27 protein-coding genes and 1 riboswitch are annotated in these 23,109 nt (G+C 40.6%); of the genes, 10 read left to right on the top strand and 17 right to left on the bottom strand.

What is annotated here, in order from left to right; translation table 11 throughout:
• Positions 1-10: 10 nt before the first annotated feature.
• From LZD48_RS17105 to LZD48_RS17095, 3 genes are read right to left on the bottom strand one after another with little or no spacing between them, the layout of a single operon-like run.
• Complete coding sequence (locus tag LZD48_RS17105) at positions 11-856, bottom strand: hypothetical protein (RefSeq protein ID WP_235763920.1); 846 nt, start codon at positions 854-856, stop codon at positions 11-13.
• Positions 853-1,542, bottom strand: coding sequence for an ABC transporter ATP-binding protein (locus tag LZD48_RS17100; protein WP_235763919.1), 690 nt, complete (start codon positions 1,540-1,542; stop codon positions 853-855). The genes LZD48_RS17105 and LZD48_RS17100 overlap by 4 nt, the downstream gene beginning before the upstream one ends.
• The gene (locus LZD48_RS17095; RefSeq protein ID WP_235763918.1) at positions 1,539-1,919 is read right to left on the bottom strand and encodes a GntR family transcriptional regulator; all 381 of its coding nucleotides are present in this window, start codon (positions 1,917-1,919) and stop codon (positions 1,539-1,541) included. Before LZD48_RS17095 ends, LZD48_RS17100 begins: the two co-directional genes overlap by 4 nt.
• A 283-nt stretch (positions 1,920-2,202) precedes the next feature.
• On the opposite strand from LZD48_RS17095, the gene LZD48_RS17090 reads away from it, so the two are divergent.
• Positions 2,203-2,970 carry an exodeoxyribonuclease III gene (locus tag LZD48_RS17090; protein ID WP_235763917.1) on the top strand — a complete coding sequence of 256 codons (768 nt, stop codon included), beginning with the start codon at positions 2,203-2,205 and terminating at the stop codon, positions 2,968-2,970.
• A gap of 1,091 nt (positions 2,971-4,061) precedes the next feature.
• Here LZD48_RS17090 and ade read toward each other — a convergent pair.
• From ade to LZD48_RS17060, 5 genes are all read right to left on the bottom strand, one after another.
• Positions 4,062-5,852, bottom strand: a complete 1,791-nt coding sequence (gene ade / locus LZD48_RS17085; protein ID WP_235763916.1) for an adenine deaminase — start codon at positions 5,850-5,852, stop codon at positions 4,062-4,064.
• A gap of 97 nt (positions 5,853-5,949) precedes the next feature.
• Positions 5,950-6,051: riboswitch (purine riboswitch) on the bottom strand.
• 71 nt (positions 6,052-6,122) lie between these two features.
• Complete coding sequence (locus LZD48_RS17080; protein WP_235763915.1) at positions 6,123-6,878, bottom strand: hypothetical protein; 756 nt, start codon at positions 6,876-6,878, stop codon at positions 6,123-6,125.
• Between the two features lie 575 nt (positions 6,879-7,453).
• Entirely contained in the window at positions 7,454-7,963 is a 510-nt protein-coding gene (locus tag LZD48_RS17070) for a hypothetical protein (RefSeq protein WP_310739857.1), read from the bottom strand.
• 263 nt (positions 7,964-8,226) lie between these two features.
• Positions 8,227-8,463 carry a hypothetical protein gene (locus LZD48_RS17065; RefSeq protein ID WP_235763914.1) on the bottom strand — a complete coding sequence of 79 codons (237 nt, stop codon included), beginning with the start codon at positions 8,461-8,463 and terminating at the stop codon, positions 8,227-8,229.
• A gap of 141 nt (positions 8,464-8,604) precedes the next feature.
• On the bottom strand, positions 8,605-9,552 hold the full coding sequence (locus LZD48_RS17060) for an MBL fold metallo-hydrolase (protein WP_235763913.1): 948 nt from the start codon (positions 9,550-9,552) through the stop codon (positions 8,605-8,607).
• A gap of 155 nt (positions 9,553-9,707) precedes the next feature.
• Here LZD48_RS17060 and LZD48_RS17055 point away from each other — a divergent pair, with 155 nt between their 5' ends.
• The 4 genes from LZD48_RS17055 (at position 9,708) to LZD48_RS17040 (ending at position 12,284) form a co-directional block, all read left to right on the top strand.
• Positions 9,708-10,325 (top strand): spore coat protein, encoded by a 618-nt coding sequence (locus LZD48_RS17055; RefSeq protein WP_235763912.1) that lies wholly within the window; start codon positions 9,708-9,710, stop codon positions 10,323-10,325.
• Between the two features lie 18 nt (positions 10,326-10,343).
• Positions 10,344-10,520 carry a YfhD family protein gene (locus tag LZD48_RS17050; RefSeq protein WP_235763911.1) on the top strand — a complete coding sequence of 59 codons (177 nt, stop codon included), beginning with the start codon at positions 10,344-10,346 and terminating at the stop codon, positions 10,518-10,520.
• 141 nt (positions 10,521-10,661) lie between these two features.
• The gene (locus LZD48_RS17045) at positions 10,662-11,105 is read left to right on the top strand and encodes a YueI family protein (protein WP_235763910.1); all 444 of its coding nucleotides are present in this window, start codon (positions 10,662-10,664) and stop codon (positions 11,103-11,105) included.
• A gap of 33 nt (positions 11,106-11,138) precedes the next feature.
• Entirely contained in the window at positions 11,139-12,284 is a 1,146-nt protein-coding gene (locus LZD48_RS17040) for a conserved virulence factor C family protein (protein ID WP_235763909.1), read from the top strand.
• 77 nt (positions 12,285-12,361) lie between these two features.
• Here the strand turns inward: LZD48_RS17040 and LZD48_RS17035 are convergent, their stop codons facing one another.
• Positions 12,362-12,499, bottom strand: a complete 138-nt coding sequence (locus tag LZD48_RS17035; protein WP_235763908.1) for a hypothetical protein — start codon at positions 12,497-12,499, stop codon at positions 12,362-12,364.
• A gap of 440 nt (positions 12,500-12,939) precedes the next feature.
• On the opposite strand from LZD48_RS17035, the gene LZD48_RS17030 reads away from it, so the two are divergent.
• Complete coding sequence (locus LZD48_RS17030) at positions 12,940-13,380, top strand: DUF4181 domain-containing protein (RefSeq protein ID WP_235763907.1); 441 nt, start codon at positions 12,940-12,942, stop codon at positions 13,378-13,380.
• A 135-nt stretch (positions 13,381-13,515) separates the two neighbouring features.
• Here the strand turns inward: LZD48_RS17030 and LZD48_RS17025 are convergent, their stop codons facing one another.
• Positions 13,516-13,833, bottom strand: a complete 318-nt coding sequence (locus LZD48_RS17025) for a CHY zinc finger protein (protein WP_235763906.1) — start codon at positions 13,831-13,833, stop codon at positions 13,516-13,518.
• Positions 13,834-14,034: 201 nt separating this feature from the next.
• On the opposite strand from LZD48_RS17025, the gene LZD48_RS17020 reads away from it, so the two are divergent.
• Both LZD48_RS17020 and LZD48_RS17015 read left to right on the top strand, forming a co-directional pair.
• Positions 14,035-14,766 carry a polysaccharide deacetylase family protein gene (locus tag LZD48_RS17020; protein WP_235763905.1) on the top strand — a complete coding sequence of 244 codons (732 nt, stop codon included), beginning with the start codon at positions 14,035-14,037 and terminating at the stop codon, positions 14,764-14,766.
• Between the two features lie 284 nt (positions 14,767-15,050).
• Positions 15,051-17,030 (top strand): acetoacetate--CoA ligase, encoded by a 1,980-nt coding sequence (locus tag LZD48_RS17015; protein WP_235763904.1) that lies wholly within the window; start codon positions 15,051-15,053, stop codon positions 17,028-17,030.
• A 133-nt stretch (positions 17,031-17,163) separates the two neighbouring features.
• On the opposite strand, the gene LZD48_RS17010 is transcribed toward LZD48_RS17015, so the two are convergent.
• The 6 genes from LZD48_RS17010 to LZD48_RS16990 form a co-directional block, all read right to left on the bottom strand.
• Complete coding sequence (locus tag LZD48_RS17010; RefSeq protein WP_235763903.1) at positions 17,164-17,880, bottom strand: dihydropteridine reductase; 717 nt, start codon at positions 17,878-17,880, stop codon at positions 17,164-17,166.
• A gap of 97 nt (positions 17,881-17,977) precedes the next feature.
• Positions 17,978-18,364 carry a VOC family protein gene (locus tag LZD48_RS17005; RefSeq protein ID WP_235763902.1) on the bottom strand — a complete coding sequence of 129 codons (387 nt, stop codon included), beginning with the start codon at positions 18,362-18,364 and terminating at the stop codon, positions 17,978-17,980.
• A gap of 730 nt (positions 18,365-19,094) precedes the next feature.
• Positions 19,095-19,313, bottom strand: coding sequence for a DUF1572 family protein (locus LZD48_RS18950; RefSeq protein WP_310739859.1), 219 nt, complete (start codon positions 19,311-19,313; stop codon positions 19,095-19,097).
• Positions 19,314-19,378: 65 nt separating this feature from the next.
• Positions 19,379-19,507 carry a DUF1572 family protein gene (locus LZD48_RS18945; protein WP_310739856.1) on the bottom strand — a complete coding sequence of 43 codons (129 nt, stop codon included), beginning with the start codon at positions 19,505-19,507 and terminating at the stop codon, positions 19,379-19,381.
• 11 nt (positions 19,508-19,518) lie between these two features.
• Positions 19,519-19,890 (bottom strand): YdeH family membrane protein, encoded by a 372-nt coding sequence (locus LZD48_RS16995; RefSeq protein ID WP_235763901.1) that lies wholly within the window; start codon positions 19,888-19,890, stop codon positions 19,519-19,521.
• A 105-nt stretch (positions 19,891-19,995) separates the two neighbouring features.
• The gene (locus tag LZD48_RS16990; RefSeq protein WP_235763900.1) at positions 19,996-20,697 is read right to left on the bottom strand and encodes a CPBP family intramembrane glutamic endopeptidase; all 702 of its coding nucleotides are present in this window, start codon (positions 20,695-20,697) and stop codon (positions 19,996-19,998) included.
• 84 nt (positions 20,698-20,781) lie between these two features.
• On the opposite strand from LZD48_RS16990, the gene LZD48_RS16985 reads away from it, so the two are divergent.
• Complete coding sequence (locus LZD48_RS16985; protein ID WP_235763899.1) at positions 20,782-21,513, top strand: MerR family transcriptional regulator; 732 nt, start codon at positions 20,782-20,784, stop codon at positions 21,511-21,513.
• Positions 21,514-21,699: 186 nt separating this feature from the next.
• On the opposite strand, the gene LZD48_RS16980 is transcribed toward LZD48_RS16985, so the two are convergent.
• Entirely contained in the window at positions 21,700-22,629 is a 930-nt protein-coding gene (locus LZD48_RS16980) for an SDR family oxidoreductase (RefSeq protein ID WP_235763898.1), read from the bottom strand.
• 162 nt (positions 22,630-22,791) lie between these two features.
• Between LZD48_RS16980 and LZD48_RS16975 the strand changes: the two genes are divergently transcribed.
• Complete coding sequence (locus LZD48_RS16975; protein WP_235763897.1) at positions 22,792-22,959, top strand: hypothetical protein; 168 nt, start codon at positions 22,792-22,794, stop codon at positions 22,957-22,959.
• Positions 22,960-23,109: the final 150 nt, after the last annotated feature.

Genomic DNA, 23,109 nt, shown 5'->3' with positions numbered 1-23,109 from the left:
AGCTCCCCTCCTATACCGTGACCTTTTTATTCAATAAATAATTGCTGACCCAAATGCTTGAGCCTGTTACAACAATCCATAAGATACCCTCTAAAATAAATAACTCCGTCGGGAACAAATAGTTTCTTCCAAAAATAATTTCCACGACAAACGGCGCAAAAAAGACAACGAACGCTACAATCGCATAACCAACTCCGTATGCAATTCCTTTGAACCTGTAACTTCTTTCAAAAAGAATTGCCGTGAACAAAATAAACACAACCATAAAGCCAACCCCATAATGGATTAAAAATTGAATGAAGCTCGTTGGGATAATAACTGCTAACATAGACCCACCACTGTGTAACCCCCCGATTGACTCCATAATCCCTAAATCTGCCCGCAAATTTGCAGGAACCATCCACTTCAACATGCTGGACTCTACATTTAATAAAACAACCTGCAATGCGACAAGCCCAAGCACCATCAGAAAAATAGCACTCGCCTTCGCTAAATAAATATTAATTCTCGCGGTCGGGAGCATCAGAAGTCGGTAGATAAACGTATTCTTCCCCAACCAATCGCGATACCAGATGAAGAAAGAATAAATGATTAAAACTGCCACTGCAAAAGTAATTGGCAGATTAAACCATTGGGAATACTGTAAATTCAGTAAGCTTATCTCTCCGTAGTATTCAACAAATAGTTCTATTGAGGTTCCGTTCGTATAAACTTCTTCATTAAACATCTCTAAATAATCATTTGCAATAAGTGCCATCCCGATTAGCTGAGAAGCAACCGTAATCCCTGCAAGTATGAAATAGACTTTGATGAACCGGCCCAGCTCGAAATTCACCAGTTTCAGAAAATTATTCATCCGCGATAAACCTCCCTCATCACGTCAACTACCGATTTCCCTTCTACTTCCCGCATCTCTTCTGTAGCGAATTCCTTAAATACAATCCCGTCATCAAGGAGAACAACTTTATCGATGAGATGCTCGATATCGTTAATTTCATGGGTCGTAATAATAACGCCACGCTCCTCAACTAAATGACTGGTGAACACATCAGCAATCTGTTCCCGGCTGAAGATATCGATTCCGGAAAATGGCTCATCCATCAATAAATAATCCACATCAAGGGCAAGACCTAATAACAGATTCGCTTTCGCCACATTCCCTTTCGATAAACTGGAAATACGATCTTCTTTTTTCAATTTAAAAAACCGTAATAATTCCTCTGCCCGCTCGTTATTCCAGCTATCGTAAAAGTCCTGCATAAATTGCATCGCCTCACGGACTCGCATACGGGGGAGCATGGTGATCGCATCTGGAATGAAAGCAATTTTTTCATACGTTTCCTTCGTAAGCTTCTCACCATCAATCAGGATTTCTCCACTTGTCATGGGAGTGAGGTTTACGATACCGTTTAAAATTGTTGTTTTCCCAACTCCATTTACTCCAATCAGGCAAGTAATTTCCCCTTTATTCGCTGTGAAAGAAACACCTTGAAGCACATTTTTCCTGCCAAATTTCTTCGTCACATTCTTCACTTCGATCAACGCTGCTCCCCCCTTTGTTCTTCATATTTCGCTTGAATTAGCCCGATCAATTCGTCGATTGGAATATTGACTGGTTCAACAGCGGCTATCAAGCGATCCACTGCACCTTCTATTAGTTCCGTACGCAGATTACGTAATACTTGCTCATCTTTTGTAATGCGACTCGGATTATTTCCCTCTGTAAAAATCAAGCCCGCTTCCTCCATTTCCTTATATGCTCGTTGTGCCGTATTCGGATTAATTTTCAATTGATTCGCCAGCTCACGCCGGGATGGAATTTCTTGTCCCAGCTCATACTTGCCACTGGCAATCTGCTCTTTGAAATGCTGCACGACTTGTATGTATACGGGGTCCCGTTTATTAAACGTAATCTTCAATATAACCCTCCTCATTTCTTGAAGTTAATATCTTTTATGTATTAAACGCTTAATACACTGAGGGTATAATTGTGTATTAAGTAGTTAGTACATGAAGTGTAGACGGAGCGTATTACGCCATTAATACACCTGATACGCTGTATTATATGATTAATACAGATAACTGTCAATCCTATTTTCAAAAGTATTTTCTGTACTTCTTATCCTTTGAACCGCAATTGTTTATGGTACAATAGGCTTTATGTAAGATGGATCAATTAGAGATAAAGGGAGTTTATATAAAATGAAATTGGTTTCATGGAATGTAAATGGAATACGTGCTTGTGTACGTAAAGGTTTCTTGGATTATTTCGAGGAGATAGACGCAGATATCTTCTGTATTCAGGAATCGAAAGTACAAGCCGGGCAAATAGATTTGGACTTAAAAGGCTATCATCAATATTGGAACTATGCCGAGCGGAAAGGCTATTCCGGGACGGCTGTTTTTACAAAGGTTAAACCGATTAACGTTCGTTACGGCGTTGGCGAAGCGAATTCGGAAGTCGAAGGTCGTATCCTCACACTCGAATACGAAGGTTTCTATCTCGTTAACGTGTACACGCCAAATGCAAAGCGTGATTTAACACGACTTGATGAACGTTTGGAATGGGAAGATAAACTATTTGAATATCTGCGTGAACTTGATGCATCAAAACCCGTCATCTATTGCGGCGATTTGAATGTGGCACATGAAGAAATCGATATTAGAAACTTTAAAACGAATAAAGGAAATTCCGGCTTCACTGTGGAGGAACGGAGCAAAATGACGCGAATCTTGTCCAATGGTTTCATTGATACATTGCGGTATTTCCATCCGGATACGGAAGGAATCTATACGTGGTGGTCTTATATGCGTACAGTGCGGGAACGGAATATCGGCTGGCGGATTGATTACTTCATCGTTTCGGAACGGCTGAAAGATGCCCTCATTCAGTCCGTAGCACACCCGGAAGTGATGGGGAGTGACCATTGTCCGGTGATGCTGGAGTTGGATGAAAATCTAATTAAGTAATAGTTGGTTACGGGAAAACTTTACCAACTGAATGAATTTCATAATTACCAAAGTCGGCTATTCCATCACCATATGTAGTTGGGAACGAACCAACTCAACTACATATGGTGATGGTGAAGCATTAAATACGTATTATGAAATTCATTAAACTAACTACTATTTAAAGACAGCCAATAGTACTCATTGCTTCTTCCAAGCAATTACAAACGGCCTTTCAAAAAGCTCTATGTATGTTGAACTAAGTTTTTCACTCCTGTATAGGAGCGGGTCCATCTATTAGAAAGTTAGGGTGCTTTAAATTCGTTTTTGTCCGATGGAGCTCGTCTGTGAGACATTTTCACGGATATAGCAGACGATTTGTCTTTGAGAGATCGGCTATGAGACAATTTCACAAATATAGCAGACCATTTGTCTTTGAGAGATCAGCTATGAGACAATTTCACAAATATAGCAGACCATTTGTCTTTGAGAGATCGGCTATGAGACAGTTTCACAAATATAGCAGACGATTTGTCTTTGAGAGATCAGCTATGAGACAGTTTCACAAATATAGCAGACAATTTGTCTTTGAGAGATCGGCTATGAGACAGTTTCACAAATATAGCAGACGATTTGTCTTTGAGAGATCGGCTATGAGACAATTTCACAAATATAGCAGACCATTTGTCTTTGAGAGATCGGCTATGAGACAATTTCACAAATATAGCAGACCATTTGTCTTTGAGAGATCGGCTATGAGACAGTTTCACAAATATAGCAGACAATTTGTCTTTGAGAGATCGGCTATGAGACATTTTCACAAATATAGCAGACCATTTGTCTTTGAGAGCTATCCTATGAGACATTTCCACGAATATAGCAGACGATTTGTCCCATAGAGCTATTCTATATAAGACAGATTTCACGGATATAGAGCTGACATTGTCTCATAGAGCCACTCTATGAGACAATGTCATGAATTTCTAACTGATTGTGTCTCATAGCGTTTCCCTATAAGTCATAATGACAAGATAAATAGGTGGTAAAATATTTAATTCAACTTATATATAAGTCAAAGTGGCTTTTTATTAAATATTCCAAGATTGCAGCCTTTAATTAGGTTCTATTTCCGTTTCAATCAATTCAAAATTCGTTATATCGGCAATTCCCCGGTTCGTTATCCGAATTTCAGGGATAACCGGTAGGGCAATGAGCGAAAACGTCATAAATGGAGCATGGATCAATGAACCGATTTGTTTCCACGCTTGTTCAAGCTCCGTTACTTCGCGAATGACCGTTTCCAAAGTCTGGTCTGACATCAGCCCCGCAATTGGCATTCTGACATGGGCGAGAACTTCAGCGTCCTGTACAACAATCATTCCCCCGCCCGACTCTGCCAATAAATTAGCCGCTACTACCATATCCCCTACATTTTCACCCATCACTAACAAATTATGGCTATCATGGGCAACTGTGGAGGCTACTGCACCTTTTTTAATTTGAAAGCCCTGTGTAAAGCCGAGTGATAGTTGTCCGGAACCATGATGACGATCGATACATGCGATCCGAAGAATATCCTGTTCAACATCCGGTTGAATAATCCCATCAACTACTGGAACATCTGCTTCCAGCTTTTCCGTTCGTGCGCTGTTTTCGATCACTTTAATGACATTGATCCGGGTAGAGCTATTATCTCTTTTTGATTTCAATAGAAAATCTTCCGGTTTAAACTTTCTCCCGACTTGTACGGAGTTTTTTATATGTGCCGGGTATAGATATGCAGGAAATGCACCGACAATCTGTTTATTTTCTACGATTACTTGGCCGTCCGTCATAACGAGGGTTGGTTCGACCGTATGCAAATCATCAAGCAGCATGATATCCGCACATTTCCCAGGTGCGATACTGCCAAGGTCATGGTCCTTCCTATAATAACGTGCGACATTAATCGTGGCCATTTGGATAGCTGTTACCGGGGCCACTCCCTCTTCAATCGCACGGCGGACAACATGGTTTAAATGGCCTTGTTCCACAAGGGTCTGGGGATAAACATCATCTGTCACGAGCATGATATTTTCTGTACTTACCTTATCTTCCGTAACAATTTTGATGACTTCTTTCACGTCATGCCAAGCAGAACCTTCCCGAATCATCACATGCATTCCAAGGCGAGCTTTTTTAAGCCCCTCTTCACGAGTTACGGTTTCATGGTCAGACGTGACACCGGAAGCAATATAAGCTTGCAGCATTTCATCACTTCCATCAGGGAAATGTCCCGTTACGGTCTTGTTCGCTTTCATCGTTTCTTTAATTTCACCAATCATTTTCGCATCACCTTGAATGACACCTGGAAAATTCATCACTTCGCCAAGGCCTACTACATTGTCCCATGTCAGGCCTTCTTTAATATCTGCAACATCCAGCTTCGCACCAGCATCTTCCAAGTGATCAGTAGCAGGTACACAAGATGGAAAAGTAGTGAACACTTTCAGCGGTAATTGCTGACCCTCTTCATGCATCAGGCGAACCCCTTCTGCACCGAATACATTCGCAATTTCATGCGGATCCATGAAGATGCTTGTCGTTCCTTTTGCCATAGCCGCTTTTGCGAATTCTGTCACAGATAACATCGTACTTTCCACATGCATGTGGGCATCCATTAAACCCGGTGCAATATATCTTCCTTCTGCCTGAATGATTCTTGTATCCGGTCCAATCGTATGTGTTACATCGTCTCCAACATAAGCGACTCTTCCATTCGATATGGCAATACTCTGATTCTCCAATAATTCACTCGTTAAAACATTAACCAATGTCCCTTTTTCGATAACAACTTCTGCCTTCCTTTTACCTAAAGCCACTTCTGCTAATTCCGTATGAATTTCATGATGTTGTTTATACATTGATGAGCCTCCTTTAAAAATAAAAAAGTCTGGAAACCAATTCCAGACTATCCGCACATGAGTAAAGAAGGAGGCATATTTTTTTATACGAATACACCTGGCAACTTCTGTATCATGTAGTCCAGTGATTTAAGGTCACTTGGTAGAAACGCTTGAGCCATATTCTCAAGCTTATACATTGGGCTATAACTATAAATCTATCTTAGAGCTCTGCAAGTATTTTTGTCAAAACATACATCGAATGAGGTTAGGTCAATCTTCTAACAAACCCTACTTATAAGCACCTTGCAAACTATGGGCAGTTATACTGTTTCGGTCCACTTTATAAGCGAATTCCCCCACATCTTTCTCATCACCTTTCTTCCACGCCTCCGTAAAGGTAACAAGATACGTTTCTTTGCCAACTTTTTCTACATTTGTTTCTTTTATGACGCGATAATCCTCAATCTTTTCTTCCCGCTGTCCAACATACCTAGGGAAGCCTTCCGTAATCGAATCTTCACCAGAAGTTGCTTCAAGAATGGCATCCTCCGCTGTAAATGGCGGCATGGGCGGTGAGATGATTTGTAAATAACCCCAGCAAAGAACAATGGCAGCGACTGGTATAAAGAAGACGACTTTCATCTTTTTTGCCTCTTTACTTCTTGCGTGCAACCATTTATCAATTATCCCATAAGAAAAAGCAGCTGCCATCCCGTACACTGCAGCTAGTAAACTTTGAAACAGGATACCATTCGCCAATCCAAATAATCCGTGAAGCGTTACATACAACCAATCATGTTGTTGAAACCATTTCCCCTGCAAATATTCAATCGCCATGGATACCATATTTCCGTATAAAAGGATGATTAATCCGATGTACAACATATAAACATACAACCAGCCGAGGAACTGATTTCCTTGATTATATTCCGCTTCAAAGCCAATATTAAAAGTGAAAAGAGCGAAAAAAGTGGAAAGAAATGCCGTCGTAACAAAGGTCGTAGTTAACTTCCTATAAATAAATATTCTCGTACCTCTATTCATACGTCTCCCCCAATGTTGCAAATTCTATATAAAAATCTAGTTACTTTCTTAGTTGCACTCTATTCCTAAATAATAGCATAAATCAATGGATGATATCCCATTCATTTAAATTTCGCAAGATTCTTCAGCAGAAATTACCCTTTTAACTTAGCCACCCCTAACGCAAGATGATCCCACAATAGCTGCTCCACTTTTTCAACTAGTTCATCCGGACAGTTAATCACTAATATTCATCCCAGCATACTTTCCCCTTGAAATCCTCTTTCTTTTATATACAACTTTATTAAGAACGTAGTCAATCACAAATCCAAACGTAAATCCGATTGCCCCACCAATTAATCCTCAAAAAATCGGTCCCCACTCTAATACAAAGCCAATACTTGTTCCAATTGTGGCTGCCTTATCAAATAAACTAATTCCATCTGCACGGTGAAGTGTATCGAATAATTTTCTTTCTTGCATCCGATTTTCAAGTGGTACCGCAAGAATATTTTCACTATATCCCCAATTCCTCTATAGCCGTAATCACGAGCTCAAGATAGGTTGAATGCTCAAAAGCAGAAAAAATTTGCAATCTACTTCACCTCGTGGGATGCCGGGATTTTAATTGGATATTGTTGATACTTTTGCTTAAGAAACTTTCGTTGTTCGCTTTTATACAATTTGTTATTCTCCAACGAGCCAATGGCATAAGAATTAAAATTGGCATTTTCACGTTCAGCTAATATGAAAATTTTGTTTAGATCTACCGTTGCCCGGTAACTATCCCAGATAGCGAAAATGTAGACCGGCAAATATAAAAGAAGCACTCTTCGCTTAAGAACCTCCCCTGCCATGTGAAAGGTACCTGTAAAAGAGTACATGATGGCGAGATTCAAATGAGACATATTGTTCACTATAATCTCCCAGAGAAAAAGCGAATATCCTCTCAAATACTTGGATAAAAGTAAACGACCACACCCCGGGAATGCAGCAGACCACCAGGCAATAATATAAGGTTTTCTTAGATGGAGCTGCGTAGTGCCACATAAACTTACATGAGCTTTATAGCGTCTCGCTGTATTATCATAATTATAATTGTTCATTTTCGTGACTCCTTAGAGAAATGGTCAAACCTTTTGTTATTCTCTTTCTCCTCTATTTGCCGGATCCATTTATAATAAAGCAATATAAAGCAGAATAATACTCGGTAAACGAGAGCCGAATACTTCAATTTCCACCACCCATGATGAAAAAAACCCCACGGTTCAGGAAGCAAGGTTAAAGCTTCATAAACCGTAATGATTAGGGACCATAGTAGAATATATAACATACGCTTTAATCGAGAGGTTTGAGATGGATATCCGTTTTAAAATAAAAGAGCGGCTGATGGGGATAATAAAGCAACTGCAGGAACATCCAACCATTGAATTTCCCTGTCGAAATACCAATAAGCCCCATATTTCACACTCAACAAGAGGTCAACTGATACGTGAAAAAGGATCGTAAAAGTACAAATATGAACGATGTGACTTTTAGCGAGTCGCTTCACTCTCATAAAGGCAATCCCGTTAAAGGCGATGATTGCAATAATAAGTCCAAGCATAAAGAATAACCTCCTTTTCTTTAAAGGTTATTCTTTGCTAATTCATCATGAAGCTCCTCGGCCAATTTTAATTTAGGAGCCACCATGAAAATAGGGTGGATTGAGAATTTGCCTCAATCCACCCTATTTTCATATCTATCCTCACTGCTTTATCTTCTGAAAATAATCAATCATCCCAAGCGCACTTATCTGTACATCCAGGTTGATGATAATGTACACTTCATGATCATCTGGAATGCCTAAGCCTCTCAAATGCTCTTTTATCCTTTTTAAAACCCTGCGAGCGATTTCATTATAATCGCCACCCTCATCTACAACCTCTTCCGCGATTTCCACGTAAATATTCAGCCATTCCGCTACTTGTTTCAACGCTTCCTTTGGATTTTCTGTCATACCGAAATGGCCGAAATAAATTCGGTCAACGTTTTTTTTCGCAAAGCGGTTAAGAGAAGCATGCATATCATTTGGATTAAAATGGTTAGGTGATGTCGTCGGTAAATATAGTTCGATCCCCTCTTGAAGCAACAGCTCATAACGGACGCCTGCTGTATCCCCTGTAAAAATCCCATTACTTACTGGGTCAAATACGCTGAAATGATGTTTCGCATGGCCTGGTGTATCCAAGAATTCCAATGTGCAGTCAGGTCCAATTTTAAGTGTATCACCTTCTGATTTCTCCACTACTCTGTCCGCTGGAACAGGAACAATCGGATCATAAATATCCGAGAAACTGTCGCCATAAATGGCCCGCGCTCCCGCCGCAAGTTTTGTCGGGTCAATTAAGTGTCTCGCGCCGCGTGGATGAACAATCAGCGTCGCATTCGGACATTGCTGAAGTAAATAGCCTGCACCACCTGCATGATCCAGATGCACATGGGTGACAATAATATACTTCACTTCTGCAAATGATCTTCTTACGTTTTCAAGTCCCCGCTTTATATATTTTACAGACGGACTCGGCCCCACTTCGATAAGCGTCAATTCCTCTTCCTGAATGACATATGTACCCGTTCTGCTCGGTATGTCCATATCAAAACCATCAATTAATGAAATCCGTTCGTCCAGCTGAATCGGTTGCTTCTCCTTCACGAAACATCCACTCCCTTATTCTTCATCTACCCCCATCATATCAAAATTCCAATCATCTGCCTAAAACAAACACCAAGCTTACGGCAAAAATTATCATGCATAACATTCCTCAATCGGAGGAGAATAATACCGATAATATGAAGGAGGTCATCCAATTGTTCAATCAACAACCACAAAATCAAAATTTTAAAGATTCGTCCGAAATGCCTGCCGAGATAAGCCACGGGGGACATGAATTGTTTGATTCCCATGAAGCGATTGATGGTTTAGTTGGCGCGCTTGAGCATTCCGTTATGTACGAGCAGCATATTCAAGACCCGGAATTAAAGCAGCTTCTCTCCAGACAGAAATCGTATTTGACCCAAATGTACAATACGATTATCGATGCCCTGCAAACTGGTCAGGAGCCTGCTGTCAAGACGCAAACGTATAATATGCCATATGGGAATGATACGATTTATGGCATGGAAGCAAGCCAGCCGAAGACTCCTGCCCAATCGATGAATGAAATTAATGATTCCAGTTACTCGAGTTTTATGATGGGACATTTAAAAAGCTGTGCGTCCCACTTTACAACGACAGCACTGGAAACGACAAACCCTGTTCTGCGCCGTGTTTTCGCTGACAGTATCCCGAACCTAATTGAAATGGCATATGAAATTTTCCTATACCAAAACAAAAATAAATATTACCAAGTACCTCAACTGAAACAAGAGGACATGGATATTTATATCAATAGCTTTGGAAAAGTCCAAGGGCAAATGCCCCATTAAACATGGAGGAGGCTAATCATGGGTCGAGATGAACACAAGAAAAAGAAAAATGCTGTATCCAGCCAAACGCCGAAGCAACAGTTAAAATATAGCGATGGCATGGATGTCGAGTTTTCTGAGGAATTTGCCGATGCGGACGACTGGGAAGCTCAAGCAAGGGATAGAGCTGCCATCCGAAGAATTAAAAATAAATAACAATAATCAGGTCTTCACGAGGTGGAGACCTGATTTTTTAATATGATGAAGAACGCATGCATATAACCGCCTTTAGTTGATTTTTAGCGATATTTCACGTACATTAAAAGTAAGAAAACATCTCTTAAAGGATGAATAACCATGAGTAAACGAAATGTGAATGACTATATAACAGAAGGGATTCACGGTGTCCGTCTTCCGAAAGAGGGAGAGCGAATCCGTTTTCTCGGTACCTTGCGCGAACGGGTTGTCATCGCCCTTACAATCGGTCAGGTCATGAGTGACTCCGGTCTTCAAAAACTGGACGAAGCGATGCAGCAACATCCCGGTACAAAGCTAATCATGAATGGCCATGTTGCTCATCGTTTTCTAACAGAAGAAAAAGCACTCGCTGCAAAACACAACATCTCTTATACCACAATCACAAACGAAGAGAATGACACCGACATCGGTGCTGTATTAACGTATGATTACGCAATTAATAAAGAAGAAATCTTTATTAAAGAAGAGGAACCAGAAGAAGAAAAGCAAGATGAGGAAAAAGAAGAAACCCTGCTTTCAAAAATTAAAAACTGGTTCCGGTAAGGGTTACGAGAAAGTCTGAGGGAGGTTTTTACTGTGAGAATTATATCAATTGAACTGACACCAAGCCCCCACTCCATGAAAATCAATGTGAGTGAAGAGCTGCCTGCTGACGAAAGTTATAATTATAAAAATAGTGATGACTTAACAGATGCTCCGGAATATGTGAAAGAGCTTTTTCAAATTGATGGAATTAAAAATATTTACCGTGTCGTTGATTTCATCGCACTTGCTCGGACCCCGAAAGTTCCATGGGAAGAGCTCCTTCCGCAAGTACGTGAAGTGCTAGGAGCAGAGGAGAACCCCGAGGACTTACATATGGAAGAAACAAGTGAGCCGACACAAAGCTTCGGGCAAATTAACGTGTTCGTTCAGTTTTTCCGAGGCATTCCCATTCAGGTAAAACTCGAAGACGGGGATGATGAAAAACGCTTCGGCCTTCCAGAAGCATTCCAGGAAGCAATCATGAAAGCAACTGCAGCCTCGGATAGTTTCATTTTCGAACGTAAATGGGTCGAACAAGATCCGCGTTACGGAAAAAGTGATGAAATTGGCAAGGAAGTAGTGGAGGAATTGATCGCTACTCATGACAAGGAAAAACTCAATCAGCTTGTCGAACTTGCGATTGAAGAACGCGATGCTTTGGAACTTGAGAAAAACTCGGATGATGATGTGCAATTGGAGGTGCTCGATGATCCCGATTGGAAAGTGCGTTATGCGGCACTCGATAAAATTATCGAACCATCCCTCAAACATCTTCCGCTATTAGATAAAGCGTTGGATGATGCAAAGGCATCTGTCAGGAGACTTGCAACAGCTTATCTCGGCATGATTGAAGAACCGGAAGTACTGCCTTCGCTGTACAAGGCACTCAAAGACAAAGCCGTAAACGTAAGACGAACGGCAGGAGATTGTCTATCTGATTTAGGTTTTACAGAAGCAATCCCGGAAATGATGAAAACATTGGATGATAAAAGTCAGATTGTCCGCTGGAGAGGTGCCATGTTCCTCTATGAAGTCGGGGACGAGCGCGCGATTCCTGCCCTTGAGGCAAAAATCAATGATCCAGAGTTTGAAGTACGGATGCAAGTACAGCTCGCCTTAGAGCGAATCAAAGGCGGCAAGGAAGCGAAGGGATCTATCTGGCATCAGATGACACAGGCTATTTCGAAAAAAGATTAAAATGAACTCCTAAAGCTGGTGTGGGGAAGGCTTTAGGAGTTTTTTTATTGGTTAAAGCTTCGTATCGTTTGGTAAGTCTAGTTCTTGAATCGCTTTTTCCCAAGACACAAACTCCGTATTATTTTTAGTTGTCGATTTTTTTTACTTAAAGGAAATTCGTCTGGCTCTAGTTCCATTACTTCAGTCCAATCTGGATAGGTATGTTTCGCATCCATCGCGCAACCTCCTTTATTTCGTATTATTTGAACACAAAGAAAAATTTTACAATCCTTATTAAGAAATGTAAACTGAATTTAGGAAACAAAGCAAAATTAAACTCAATGTGTTAACTTGATATTACCTAAATAAGTTGCATTAAAGAAGTCGCATGTTTAGTTCATCTGCTATTCTCGGGGGCGTGCGAGTTTATACTGTTATGGTGCGCAATTCCTGAGTGGCGTGCGAGTTTATACTGTTATGGTGCGTAATCCCCGGGCAACGTGCGAAGTTTATAGTGTTACGATGCGCAATTCCCAAGTGACGTGCGAGCTTGTACGCTTATCGCGCGCTAATCTCCGATAGCGTGCGAATCTGCTTAGGCCACCTGTGTTAATCTCAGCAAAAAGAACAAGCTGTATAAAACTTAAAATCAACATATATAGAAGGAGGTCTTTAAATGAATGATGCTTTCTATGGCTTGGATTCCACGTTTTGGTTCAAATTAATTATTATAGTAGCGATCACTGTAATCACGCTGGCCGGAACAGATATGATCCTCAGCAAGCTCTTTAAGATAGAGAAAAAACAAGCAAAATACTATTCGTCCAAATTTGTAAATAACCTGCACAAAACATTAGACTGGACGATAAGAATTATTTTTATCTTATCCATATTTATTAGTTTAATTATTTTAAATGCTCAAATGCCCGAGGGACCTATTGTCCTGCCTTGGTATCTTTTATTTGCGATGCTCGGGGCTTCTGAATTACTTCGTGCAATTATCCAGTGGAAATACGTCACGAATCGTAAAGTGTATGTATTCACCTTTACTCGATTATGCTGCTGGGCTGTCTTATTCGCTCTCATCATCCGTTTTATTTCGTCCGATATGATTTGATAAGTTCGAATCAAACATTTTCACTTGCTTGCCTAATCATGATGACTTTGCAGAAGGTGCTCTATTGGACAAATTAAGAGAGGAAACAATGATACGATCCAGTAGAGGCACCCTGCCAATCAAATAACGCTTATTCTACTCCCGTTTCCAATACAAATGATAATGGTATTCACAAGCTTCATTGAAGAAAGAGTCGCACTTTAAGCAACGATCCGTCTGCAAATATTCATCAATCGTATGCTCCTTACGACAGACACCGCAGAGCACCGCCTTTTCATCGTACTCCGCCTTCTCCCATAATATCGGCTTATGGTCTTCCGCCTCCGCATGGCATTTATAGCAAGGATAGTATTTATCGCAGCACTTAAATTTGATGGCGATAATGTCTTTTTTCGTTTGATAGTGCGTACAACGCGTTTCATCATCCACTATAAAACCGTATACCTTTTTCATTCCATCTTCTCCTTGTTATACTGGTAGACGTTACCATTTATGATTTATACTTTAGATAAAATATAATGAACTCCCTCAATTTTGTCAAAATAACAAAGATGCGAGGTTAATGGAATGAGATATATCCTATTACTTATAAGCGTAATTTTTCTTGTGAGTTGTAATGAGCTTGTTTCAGAGTCTGATCATGTAGCCAAAACCATGCGCAATGTGAAATTTAAAGAACAATTAGAGTCAGAGATTGATTTAACAGCGTATGAGCGCGAGCCTAACGAATGGGGAGAAAACGTCACAGGAGTGAAGACGCGATTCGTGACAGGTGAAAAAGAAATCGCTCTGACGTTTGATGCGTGTGGTGGCGACTTCGGAAACGGTTATGACGAAGCGTTGATTACATTTCTACGTGAAGAAGGGATTCCCGCGACACTGTTTGTAAATGAACGATGGATTTTTGATAACCAGGAAATTTTCCTAAATCTCGCAAACGATCCGCTTTTCCAAATCGAAAACCACGGAACGACCCACGCTCCGCTTTCAGTTGATGGTGCCGAAGCTTGGGGGATTCTGGGAACCAATTCAGCGGAGGAAGTTTTTGCTGAAATCATGGGTAATCATGATACGATAAAGGAGTTAACCGGACGTGACATGAAGCTCTTCCGTTCCGGTACAGCCTATTATGACGAGGTCGCTGTCGAACTTGCCAACGACTTGGGATATGAAATCGTGAATTTTGATATTTTAGGAGATGCCGGCGCAACGTACTCTGCTGCAGAAGTGGAGCGTGCTTTACTTGATGCGAAGACAGGATCGATTGCGTTATTGCATATGAACCAGCCAAATAGCGGAACGGCCGAGGGGGTGCAGACTGCAGTTCCGCTTTTACAAGCAGCAGGGTTTGAATTTGTACAGTTGGCTGATCAGGAGTTCAAGTGATTGTAAAGATTTCTTCAACGTTTTTAACCCTTATAAGGAGCATTCCGACATGGCCCATTCCATTGGACTTTCCGTAAGTGTGATTTTATCCGACCCCAGCAATCTACGAGAAAAAGATTTCTGATGGAAAACATCACGATTTTAAATGGATTCCTCACGTAACAACTTGCCCATGTCCCGATCACTCCCTTTTCAATACATACATGAGGAGAAGGTTTCCTTTACACACAGCAAACGCTTTCATATAATGGTAGTAATTCACATAACGATAAGGAGGTCGTCAGATGGAGCGCATTCAAGAGGGCACATTATTATGGGAACCAACACAAGAGAGAAAAGAAAACAGCAACCTGAACCACTTCATGGTCTGGCTGCAGCAACATCGCAAGCTTTCATTTGATAGCTATGACAAACTATGGGACTGGTCCGTCACCGAACTGGAAGCATTCTGGGAGGCGATGTGGGGATACTTTGATATCGGATCAAGCACCCCTTATCAATCCGTCCTTTCTGCGCGGCAGATGCCAGGTGCGAAATGGTTTGAAGGAGCAACCATCAACTATACGGAGCATGTTTTCAGAAATAGAGATTCAGAGAAAACAGCAATTATCTATACATCTGAAGTACGACCTGAACTTAGAGAAGTGAGCTGGGGGAAGTTATACGAGGACACTTTGGCCATTCAACAAACATTGAAGAAACTCGGTGTGCAAAAAGGGGATCGGGTTGTCAGCTACAGCGCCAACAACTATGAAACCGTTGTTGCCTTCCTAGCAACCGCAAGCTTAGGAGCAATCTGGTCCAGCGCGTCGCCTGACTTCGGAACGCAGAGCGTCATTGACCGCTTTAAACAAATCCAACCAAAAGTTATGTTCGCCGTAGACGGCTACCGCTATGGCGGGAAAGAGTTCGACCGACTGGAGACTGTCCAATCGATTCAAGCGGAAATCCCTTCCCTTGAAGCAACCATCACGATACCTTATTTAAAAATCGACGCTGACTTCAGCAAGTTGAAAAGCCCGATCAGCTGGGAAAAAGCTGCTGAAAACACAGAAGAAAAAAACTTAACATTTGAACATGTCGAATTCAATGAACCACTTTGGATTTTATTTTCATCCGGCACGACTGGAACGCCCAAACCAATCGTACATAGTCAAGGCGGGATGTTAATCGAACATTTGAAAGCACTTACCTTCCACTGTGACTTAGGTGAAGATGATCGCTTCTTCTGGTTCACCACAACCGGCTGGATGATGTGGAATTTCCTTGTCGGGGGTCTGCTTACGGGAACAACGATCATCCTTTATGACGGAAACCCTGCATATCCTTCCACGGATACACTTTGGAAGCTTGCCCAAGATACGAAGATGAACCTTTTTGGAACAAGTGCAAGCTATATCACGGCATGCATGAAGGAAGACCTTAAGCCGAAAGAGAAGTTTGATTTAAGTGCTCTGCAGAATATTAGCTCAACCGGGTCACCTCTGCCACCTGAAGGGTTCAAATGGTGCTATGATAATGTGAAAGCAGATCTCTGGATTGCTTCCGTCAGCGGCGGCACCGATGTTTGTACAGCCTTCGTCATCGGAGCGCCTATTTTACCAGTCTATGCAGGTGAGCTGCAATGCCGTGGTCTCGGAGCAAAAGTGGAAAGTTTCGATGAAGCTGGGCTTGCCCATATTGATGAAGTCGGTGAACTTGTACTAACCGAACCTTTCCCAGCGATGCCTATTTTCTTCTGGGACGATGCAGCTGGAACACGTCTGTATGAAAGTTATTTTGACTTGTATGATGGAATTTGGAGTCACGGGGATTATATTAAAGTGACGAACCGGGGGACTTGCGTCATCTACGGGCGCTCGGATGCAACAATCAATCGAGGTGGCATCCGGATTGGTACAAGTGAAATATATCGTGCCGTCGATAAGATTCCGGAAATTGAAGATAGCTTAATCGTCGATATCCCGTCACCTTCTGGGGATTCCATCACCCCATTATTTATCGTTTTAAAAGAAGGATACGAGCTTACTAGGGAGTTGAAGGCAAGTATTAAGAAACAGATTCGGGATTATTGCTCCCCGCGTCATGTTCCAACAGGAATTTACGTTGCACCAGACTTGCCGAAAACGTTGAATGGCAAGAAGCTGGAAGTGCCTGTGAAGAAGATTCTGATGGGACAGTCGGCAGAACGCGTTGTAAATAAAGGATCGCTTGGGAATCAGCAAGCACTGGATTATTTCTTGGAGTTTGCGAAAGAATTATAATAGCAGAAATGGAAACAAGGCTTGGAGATTCGACCTCCAAGCCTTGTTACGTTATCATTTAAAAGCCTAGTCTGTAATTCGAGTGTAATTCCCAATCGTTTCGAGAACGCCAGTATAGGGAATAGCTCATTCCTTAAACGGACACATCAACTGACAAAAACTCAGGACGTTGTTGTTTATGCTTATCGAGCATAATCTGTTCTGGCTTAACACCTTGCTCTTGCAAAACTTCAATGCTCTGCTTTAAAAATTCGTCACTACCGACAACATAGAATAGTCCGTCCTTGTCTGCAGCAAGATTTTTCACTTCTTCATAGTAGTCTTTACGATTATCAACGAACTGTGAGGTGAACTTCTTATCAGCGACAGATTCAAAAATATCAGGGAATAGGAAATCTCTTGATGAATCAATGTTTAAGGAATGCATTTGATTGACGTTATCAGCACGCTCGAAATAATCAAGCACAAGCGGTCTGAATGTTGCCAGCCCGACACCCGATGACAGCAGGTAGACATTTTTATCTTCCCTTTTAAGCGGTACATTCGAATGAATCTTGAATATCGCAACTTCATCACCGATTTTGAGCGCTCTTAAATTTTCTTTAAACTCCGAGCACTGTTCTTTAATGCGTGTCGTGATCCCGATTGAATTTTCCTGTGGTAAAGTGGAGATGGACATGTGGCGGATTAAACTGCGGTTTGGTTTATCTCCGGCATTAAAACCTTCTAATGCCAAGTGGATATGGGCACCTTCCTCCCATGTAAGGCCTTCCGGACAGTCGACGAAATACGTTTTAACCTCGGGCGTTTCTTCAACAATCTTATTTATTTTCGTCCAATATATTTGCATGACATATTCTCCTCGCTCCATTAGATAGATTGTTACTGCTTAATATACACTAAATGATAACAGTTCTCAACTAAATAGATTGATTCATTTTAATTCTTTATCTATTCGACTCTTCCTTGTGCTGCACTACCTGTGTAAGCTCCACCCTATTCCCAAAAGGATCTCTAAATTCAAACCGTTTATGATTAGGAAGAGCTATCGCTTCTACAATTTCAACATTATTTTGTTTTATAACATTTCTCCAATAATCGATATCGAGAACTTGATAAGCTACATGTGCTTTTGTTCTCGTTCGATCAAATCCTTCTTCTACTCCGACATGTATTTCTCTATCTCCTGCTTTTAGCCAAAATCCTCCGCGTCCTTGCAAAGCTTCTGGTTTCTCAATTTCAGACAACCCTAACACGTTGCAGTAAAAGTTTTTCGCTTCCGTTTCCATCCCCGTTGGAATGGTAATTTGTACGTGATGCAGACCAATAATCATGTGAATTCCTCCATATATTTTCAATATCTACCGTTAGTTTCATCTTACTAAACAATATCTGATAAATACAATATATAGTTGTTATACGAACTGATAACCAATAGTTATATTAAATTCACTACTCATAGTGAGTTGTACTTAATATTTTATTAAAGGGTGTCCTAGCAATTATGACTTCGCAGGCGGACATTTTATGAGACACAATTAACTCTGAGTTTGTGAAGCTGCCTCATGGGAGAGTCCTATCAGACAAATCCAGATAGAAATCCGTGAAACTGTCTCGTAGAAGAGTTCTATCAGACAAATCCAGATAGAAATCCGTGAAACTGTCTTAGAGAAGAGTTCTATCAGACAAATCCAGATAGAAATCCGTGAAACTGTCTTAGAGAAGAGTTCTATCAGACAAATCCAGATAGAAATCCGTGAAACTGTCTCGTAGAAGAGTTCTATCAGACAAATCCAGATAGAAATCCGTGAAACTGTCTTAGAGAAGAGTCCTATCAGACAAATCCAGATAGAAATCCGTGAAACTGTCTTAGAGAAGAGTTCTATCAGACAAATCCAGATAGGAATTTATGAAGCTGTCTCATAGAAGAGTTCTGTCAGACAAAATCAGCTAGAAATCCGTGAAACTGTCTCGTGGGAGATGCCCTACCAGACAAAATCCAGCTAAATATCCAATAGGTGAATTCCACCCTACCAGAAGAATAAACTAGCATAAATTATTCTGTTACAGAAGTAAAAAACTTAATTTCAACATATAAAGATTAATTTCCTTTTTAAGCATTTCCTTCAAATATTCCTCTGATTTTCCTTTAGGAATACTTAAACTCTCCCAGTTTACACCTTTCAATTGCTTACCAATATAGACAATTTGACCAACATGATATGCATAATGTGCTACCTGTCTTTCAATTGCTTCCATAACCAAATGGTTTTCTCCCCGAATAGATACCTGCTTTATTAAAACCCACTCGTCTAAGTCATGGAGTGTATCAAGATTTTCCAGCCTTTTTACCAGTATGTAACGATATCTGATGTCGCCGAAATATCATCGATAAATTCTTGATCACGGTTCCGGTCAGCTTTTTCCCCATCTGTGGTTAGAAAGTCAGTCCATCTTACAAAAAAGGACGTTGACAAGCCTCAGTAACTTAACCTACCCGCCTCAATCCAGTTCTCGCTATTATTACAATGCTTGCAATACTGACTAGTGTTCCTAGAAGTGCAATAACACTTACCCCAATACTCCCCTGGAAAATAAATCCGATTGGCATCATCCCTAGAAATACAATTGCTACAAATGCTTGGAATACGATTAATATCATATTGGCAGTCCGGTTTTTGAATAAAGCTAAAATCAGTCCCGGTAAAAAAAGAATAATGACCATTCCAATAGACAGCCACAAACCAAAAGGTTCGTCATATGAAACAGTATTAGGGCCTGTTGGATGTCTCGCTGCGATTAAAATTGCAGCGATAGCTAATATTAACGTAAATAATACCATCGGAAGTTTTTTAACCATTTTCTGCGCTCCCTTTTTATTCTGTTCATGCTGATAATTACTTGCTAAATATTACGATTTTTATGAAGATGAAGTTTCACTTTTACTTTAATGTTTTAAAAAATTTTACAAACTCGCCAATAAAACCATTACACCATTCGTTATCCCATGAATAAGCACCGCAGGCCAAATTGAACCCGATCGTTCATAAGCATAAGCAAAGATAATTCCAGCCAAGAAGTTTACCGGCATCGCATTGTAGGTTGGAATATGGACAACGGTAAAAATAATCGAGCTGAGCAAGATAGCTCCAACCAAACCGATGCGCGTTCGTAGCCAGCGATAAATAAACCCACGGTAAAAGATCTCTTCATAGATTGGTGAAATAATTGCCGCGGAAATAAAAGCAATGGCAAGCATGAAGAAACTCCTGTTTTGCTGCATCGCATCTGTTTTCTCATTTTCCCATGTATTTCCGATCAAACTTGTAAGAGTCATAATGACTACAGCACCAACCATAAAGACTGCCGAATAAACAAGAATCATTTTCCAATCCTTCGCAGCAAATGGTTCGATCCCAACTTCTTTCCAGGTAAGTTTCCTTGGCCGGAGTGCGATAAAATAAACACTTAATATTAATATGATAGCCATTGTTAAGCCAGATAAAGTACCCGAATATAAGTCATTCTCAAACAGGTTGGAATAGATTGGTTGAATAAAAGGTTTGACCACTCCAAGTATCAATCCAAATTCAACGAGCATTAATAATACGAATTCTTTCCAACCCCAATAGTCATGCTTTTTCCAGTTCATTTGCTGTAATTGCATCCTCATCCCTCTTCCTGATTATGGTATAATTCAACTATATTAGATGACGCTACGTAACCTGCAAGCATGAATGGGAGGAATTTGATGAAACGCTGGACGACTGGGGAAGTATCCAAGCAACGAAATATATCTGTGCGTACGCTTCGTTATTATGATCAGATCAACCTGCTGACCCCTAGTTTTAAAGATGATAATGGGAAGCGCTATTATTCGGAGGATGACCTTTTTACTTTAGAAAAAATAATCATTTTAAAATCACTTTCCCTTCCACTGGATAATATTCGCGACATTTTAGATGAACTATCCTATAGACAAATTCTTGTCTCCCATTACAATTACTTACAGGAAGAACTCTCGAAGCTGCAAGCAAGTATTTCCAACACAACCTCATTGATTCATATGATTGATTTGGAGGAATCATTTTCATGGGAACATGTTTCCCGGCTTGTTCGAAATTCAGATAACAGCAGCAAAAAATGGATCGATTATTTTCAAGAAGATGAAAGAAATTTTTTGCAGGAAATCATACCGAACCTCAGCAATAATGACGAAATAACCCAACAATACATTGCTGTGTTACAGAGAATCGAATGGTGTATTAAATACGATAGGAAGCCTGAATCCGACGAAGGGTTGGATGTTGCCTTGAAATTAATCGAGCTAACAAATGAAAACTTTCAAGGCGATACCGAACTGATGGAAAAGTTTTGGGAGATAAGAAAACTGCCTGCTGAAGAAACTGGACTATATCCGATTTCAGAAGAAGTACTGGAGTTTGCCGAACGTTGTATAGAAGTGCATTTTAAATTGTGTTAACTGTAATTTCGTGAATCGGGCGGTGTAACTTTGAAAAAAGATTTGATTAGAGTTGCCGCAATCTTTTGTATCGGTTGCATTTTTCCTGCCCGTTCCCCTAGTCTTCCTTTATTTCTTATAATCTAAGCTCTAAAAAACAAGAAGCCTCCTCCTCAATGGCTTCTTGTTTAATGCAGCAGCTTTTTTCTACGATGACATCCATTGCCCACCATTCACATGAAGTGTTTGCCCTGTCACAAAACGTGAATCATCCGAAGCAAGATAAACAAACGTTGGTGCAACTTCAAATGGCTGTCCTTGACGTTGCATCGGATTACCCGCTAATGTCACCTCATCTGCCGAGAAGCTTGCTGGGATGAGTGGCGTCCAAATCCGTCCTGGCGCAATGGCATTCACCCGGATGCCCTGATCAATCAAACTATTTGCAAGCGCTCGGGTAAACCCAATATTAGCTCCCTTCGTCGCTGTGTAATCGATTAATTGATCATTCCCATCGTATGCCACAACAGAAGATGTATTAATGATGGAGCTTCCAGCCTTTAAGTAAGGAAGTGCTGCACGTGTCGTGAAAAAGTGAGAATAAATGTTTACTTTAAACGTATCATCAAATTGTTCATCGGAGATATCAAGCAAGCTCAATTGTTGAAATTGAATTCCCACATGGTTACATAAAATATCAAGCTGTCCCCATTTTTGAATCGTTTTTTCTACAATTTCGATACACTGCTCCTTTTCCCTCAAGTCACCGGGCAGTAATAAACAACGCTGTCCAAGCTCTTCAATTCTCCTCTTTGTCCGATTTGCATCCTCATGTTCATCTAAATAGGCAATCGCAATATCTGCTCCTTCTTTGGCAAAAGCTATGGCGGCGGCTGCCCCCATTCCACTATCACCACCTGTGATAAGCGATACTTTTTCTTTTAATTTAGCACTGCCTTTATAATTTGGATTTTCGATAATTGGCCTTGGAACCATTAGTTTCTCTACACCGGGTTGCCGTAACTGCCGCTGTTCGGGAACTGTAATCGGGATTTCTTCGTATTTCGTTATTTTTCCGTAATTGGGGCGCATGGGATAATCGTGCTTATTGCTATTATTTTGCTTGTCTTGAGACATAGTGACCTCCTTATTAAAATAGTCATTTGTCCCACGTTATGTTTTCCATCCCGCTAAAGTGCATGGTCACCGTCCGTGACGTGCAAATTATTGTTCGTACGGGCTCACTCCGGAAGGGAATTGAATAGAATAAAAGAGTGAAGAATGAAAGGATGATATTGCTTGAATTATTATAATCCTGAAGTGAAGTTATTACTAATCAATCATTCCGATAAAAAAGTGCAATTACTATATAATGATAATCCACAAACATTTACCATGCCCTTTATCTGCCCAAGACCACCCTATTATTATCATCCACGATATGAAGAATATTACCCGATTATTTAGTCGAACTGGGACACGGGGTCAAATGATATGCTCCCTTTATAGTAGACAGAGAAATAATAAAAGATCTCTACTACTATAAAGGGAGTTTTTATTATGTCTGAGAAAGTAATGAAACACACATTGGATGAAAGGGTTCAAGCTGTATTGTGC

It is taken from the genome of Oceanobacillus alkalisoli (assembly GCF_021556485.1).
In the GTDB taxonomy this organism is placed as follows: Bacteria; Bacillota; Bacilli; order Bacillales; family Amphibacillaceae; genus Oceanobacillus; species Oceanobacillus alkalisoli.
This window is presented reverse-complemented; position numbering and strand designations above follow the sequence as displayed.

Excerpts from the sequence above, each read along its gene's own strand:
- LZD48_RS17030 (WP_235763907.1), top strand. The coding sequence starts at position 12,940 with ATGAATGATGCTTTCTATGGCTTGGATTCCACGTTTTGGTTCAAATTA.
- LZD48_RS17015 (WP_235763904.1), top strand. The coding sequence starts at position 15,051 with ATGGAGCGCATTCAAGAGGGCACATTATTATGGGAACCAACACAAGAG.
- LZD48_RS16980 (WP_235763898.1), bottom strand. The coding sequence starts at position 22,629 with ATGTCTCAAGACAAGCAAAATAATAGCAATAAGCACGATTATCCCATG.
- LZD48_RS17105 (WP_235763920.1), bottom strand. The coding sequence starts at position 856 with ATGAATAATTTTCTGAAACTGGTGAATTTCGAGCTGGGCCGGTTCATC.
- LZD48_RS17020 (WP_235763905.1), top strand. The coding sequence starts at position 14,035 with ATGCGCAATGTGAAATTTAAAGAACAATTAGAGTCAGAGATTGATTTA.
- LZD48_RS17070 (WP_310739857.1), bottom strand. The coding sequence starts at position 7,963 with ATGAACAATTATAATTATGATAATACAGCGAGACGCTATAAAGCTCAT.
- LZD48_RS17025 (WP_235763906.1), bottom strand. The coding sequence starts at position 13,833 with ATGAAAAAGGTATACGGTTTTATAGTGGATGATGAAACGCGTTGTACG.
- LZD48_RS16985 (WP_235763899.1), top strand. The coding sequence starts at position 20,782 with ATGAAACGCTGGACGACTGGGGAAGTATCCAAGCAACGAAATATATCT.
- LZD48_RS17035 (WP_235763908.1), bottom strand. The coding sequence starts at position 12,499 with ATGGATGCGAAACATACCTATCCAGATTGGACTGAAGTAATGGAACTA.
- LZD48_RS17010 (WP_235763903.1), bottom strand. The coding sequence starts at position 17,880 with ATGCAAATATATTGGACGAAAATAAATAAGATTGTTGAAGAAACGCCC.
- LZD48_RS17065 (WP_235763914.1), bottom strand. The coding sequence starts at position 8,463 with ATGCTTGGACTTATTATTGCAATCATCGCCTTTAACGGGATTGCCTTT.
- LZD48_RS16990 (WP_235763900.1), bottom strand. The coding sequence starts at position 20,697 with ATGCAATTACAGCAAATGAACTGGAAAAAGCATGACTATTGGGGTTGG.
- LZD48_RS16995 (WP_235763901.1), bottom strand. The coding sequence starts at position 19,890 with ATGGTTAAAAAACTTCCGATGGTATTATTTACGTTAATATTAGCTATC.
- LZD48_RS17080 (WP_235763915.1), bottom strand. The coding sequence starts at position 6,878 with ATGAATAGAGGTACGAGAATATTTATTTATAGGAAGTTAACTACGACC.
- LZD48_RS17045 (WP_235763910.1), top strand. The coding sequence starts at position 10,662 with ATGAGTAAACGAAATGTGAATGACTATATAACAGAAGGGATTCACGGT.
- LZD48_RS17090 (WP_235763917.1), top strand. The coding sequence starts at position 2,203 with ATGAAATTGGTTTCATGGAATGTAAATGGAATACGTGCTTGTGTACGT.
- LZD48_RS17050 (WP_235763911.1), top strand. The coding sequence starts at position 10,344 with ATGGGTCGAGATGAACACAAGAAAAAGAAAAATGCTGTATCCAGCCAA.
- LZD48_RS17005 (WP_235763902.1), bottom strand. The coding sequence starts at position 18,364 with ATGATTATTGGTCTGCATCACGTACAAATTACCATTCCAACGGGGATG.
- ade (WP_235763916.1), bottom strand. The coding sequence starts at position 5,852 with ATGTATAAACAACATCATGAAATTCATACGGAATTAGCAGAAGTGGCT.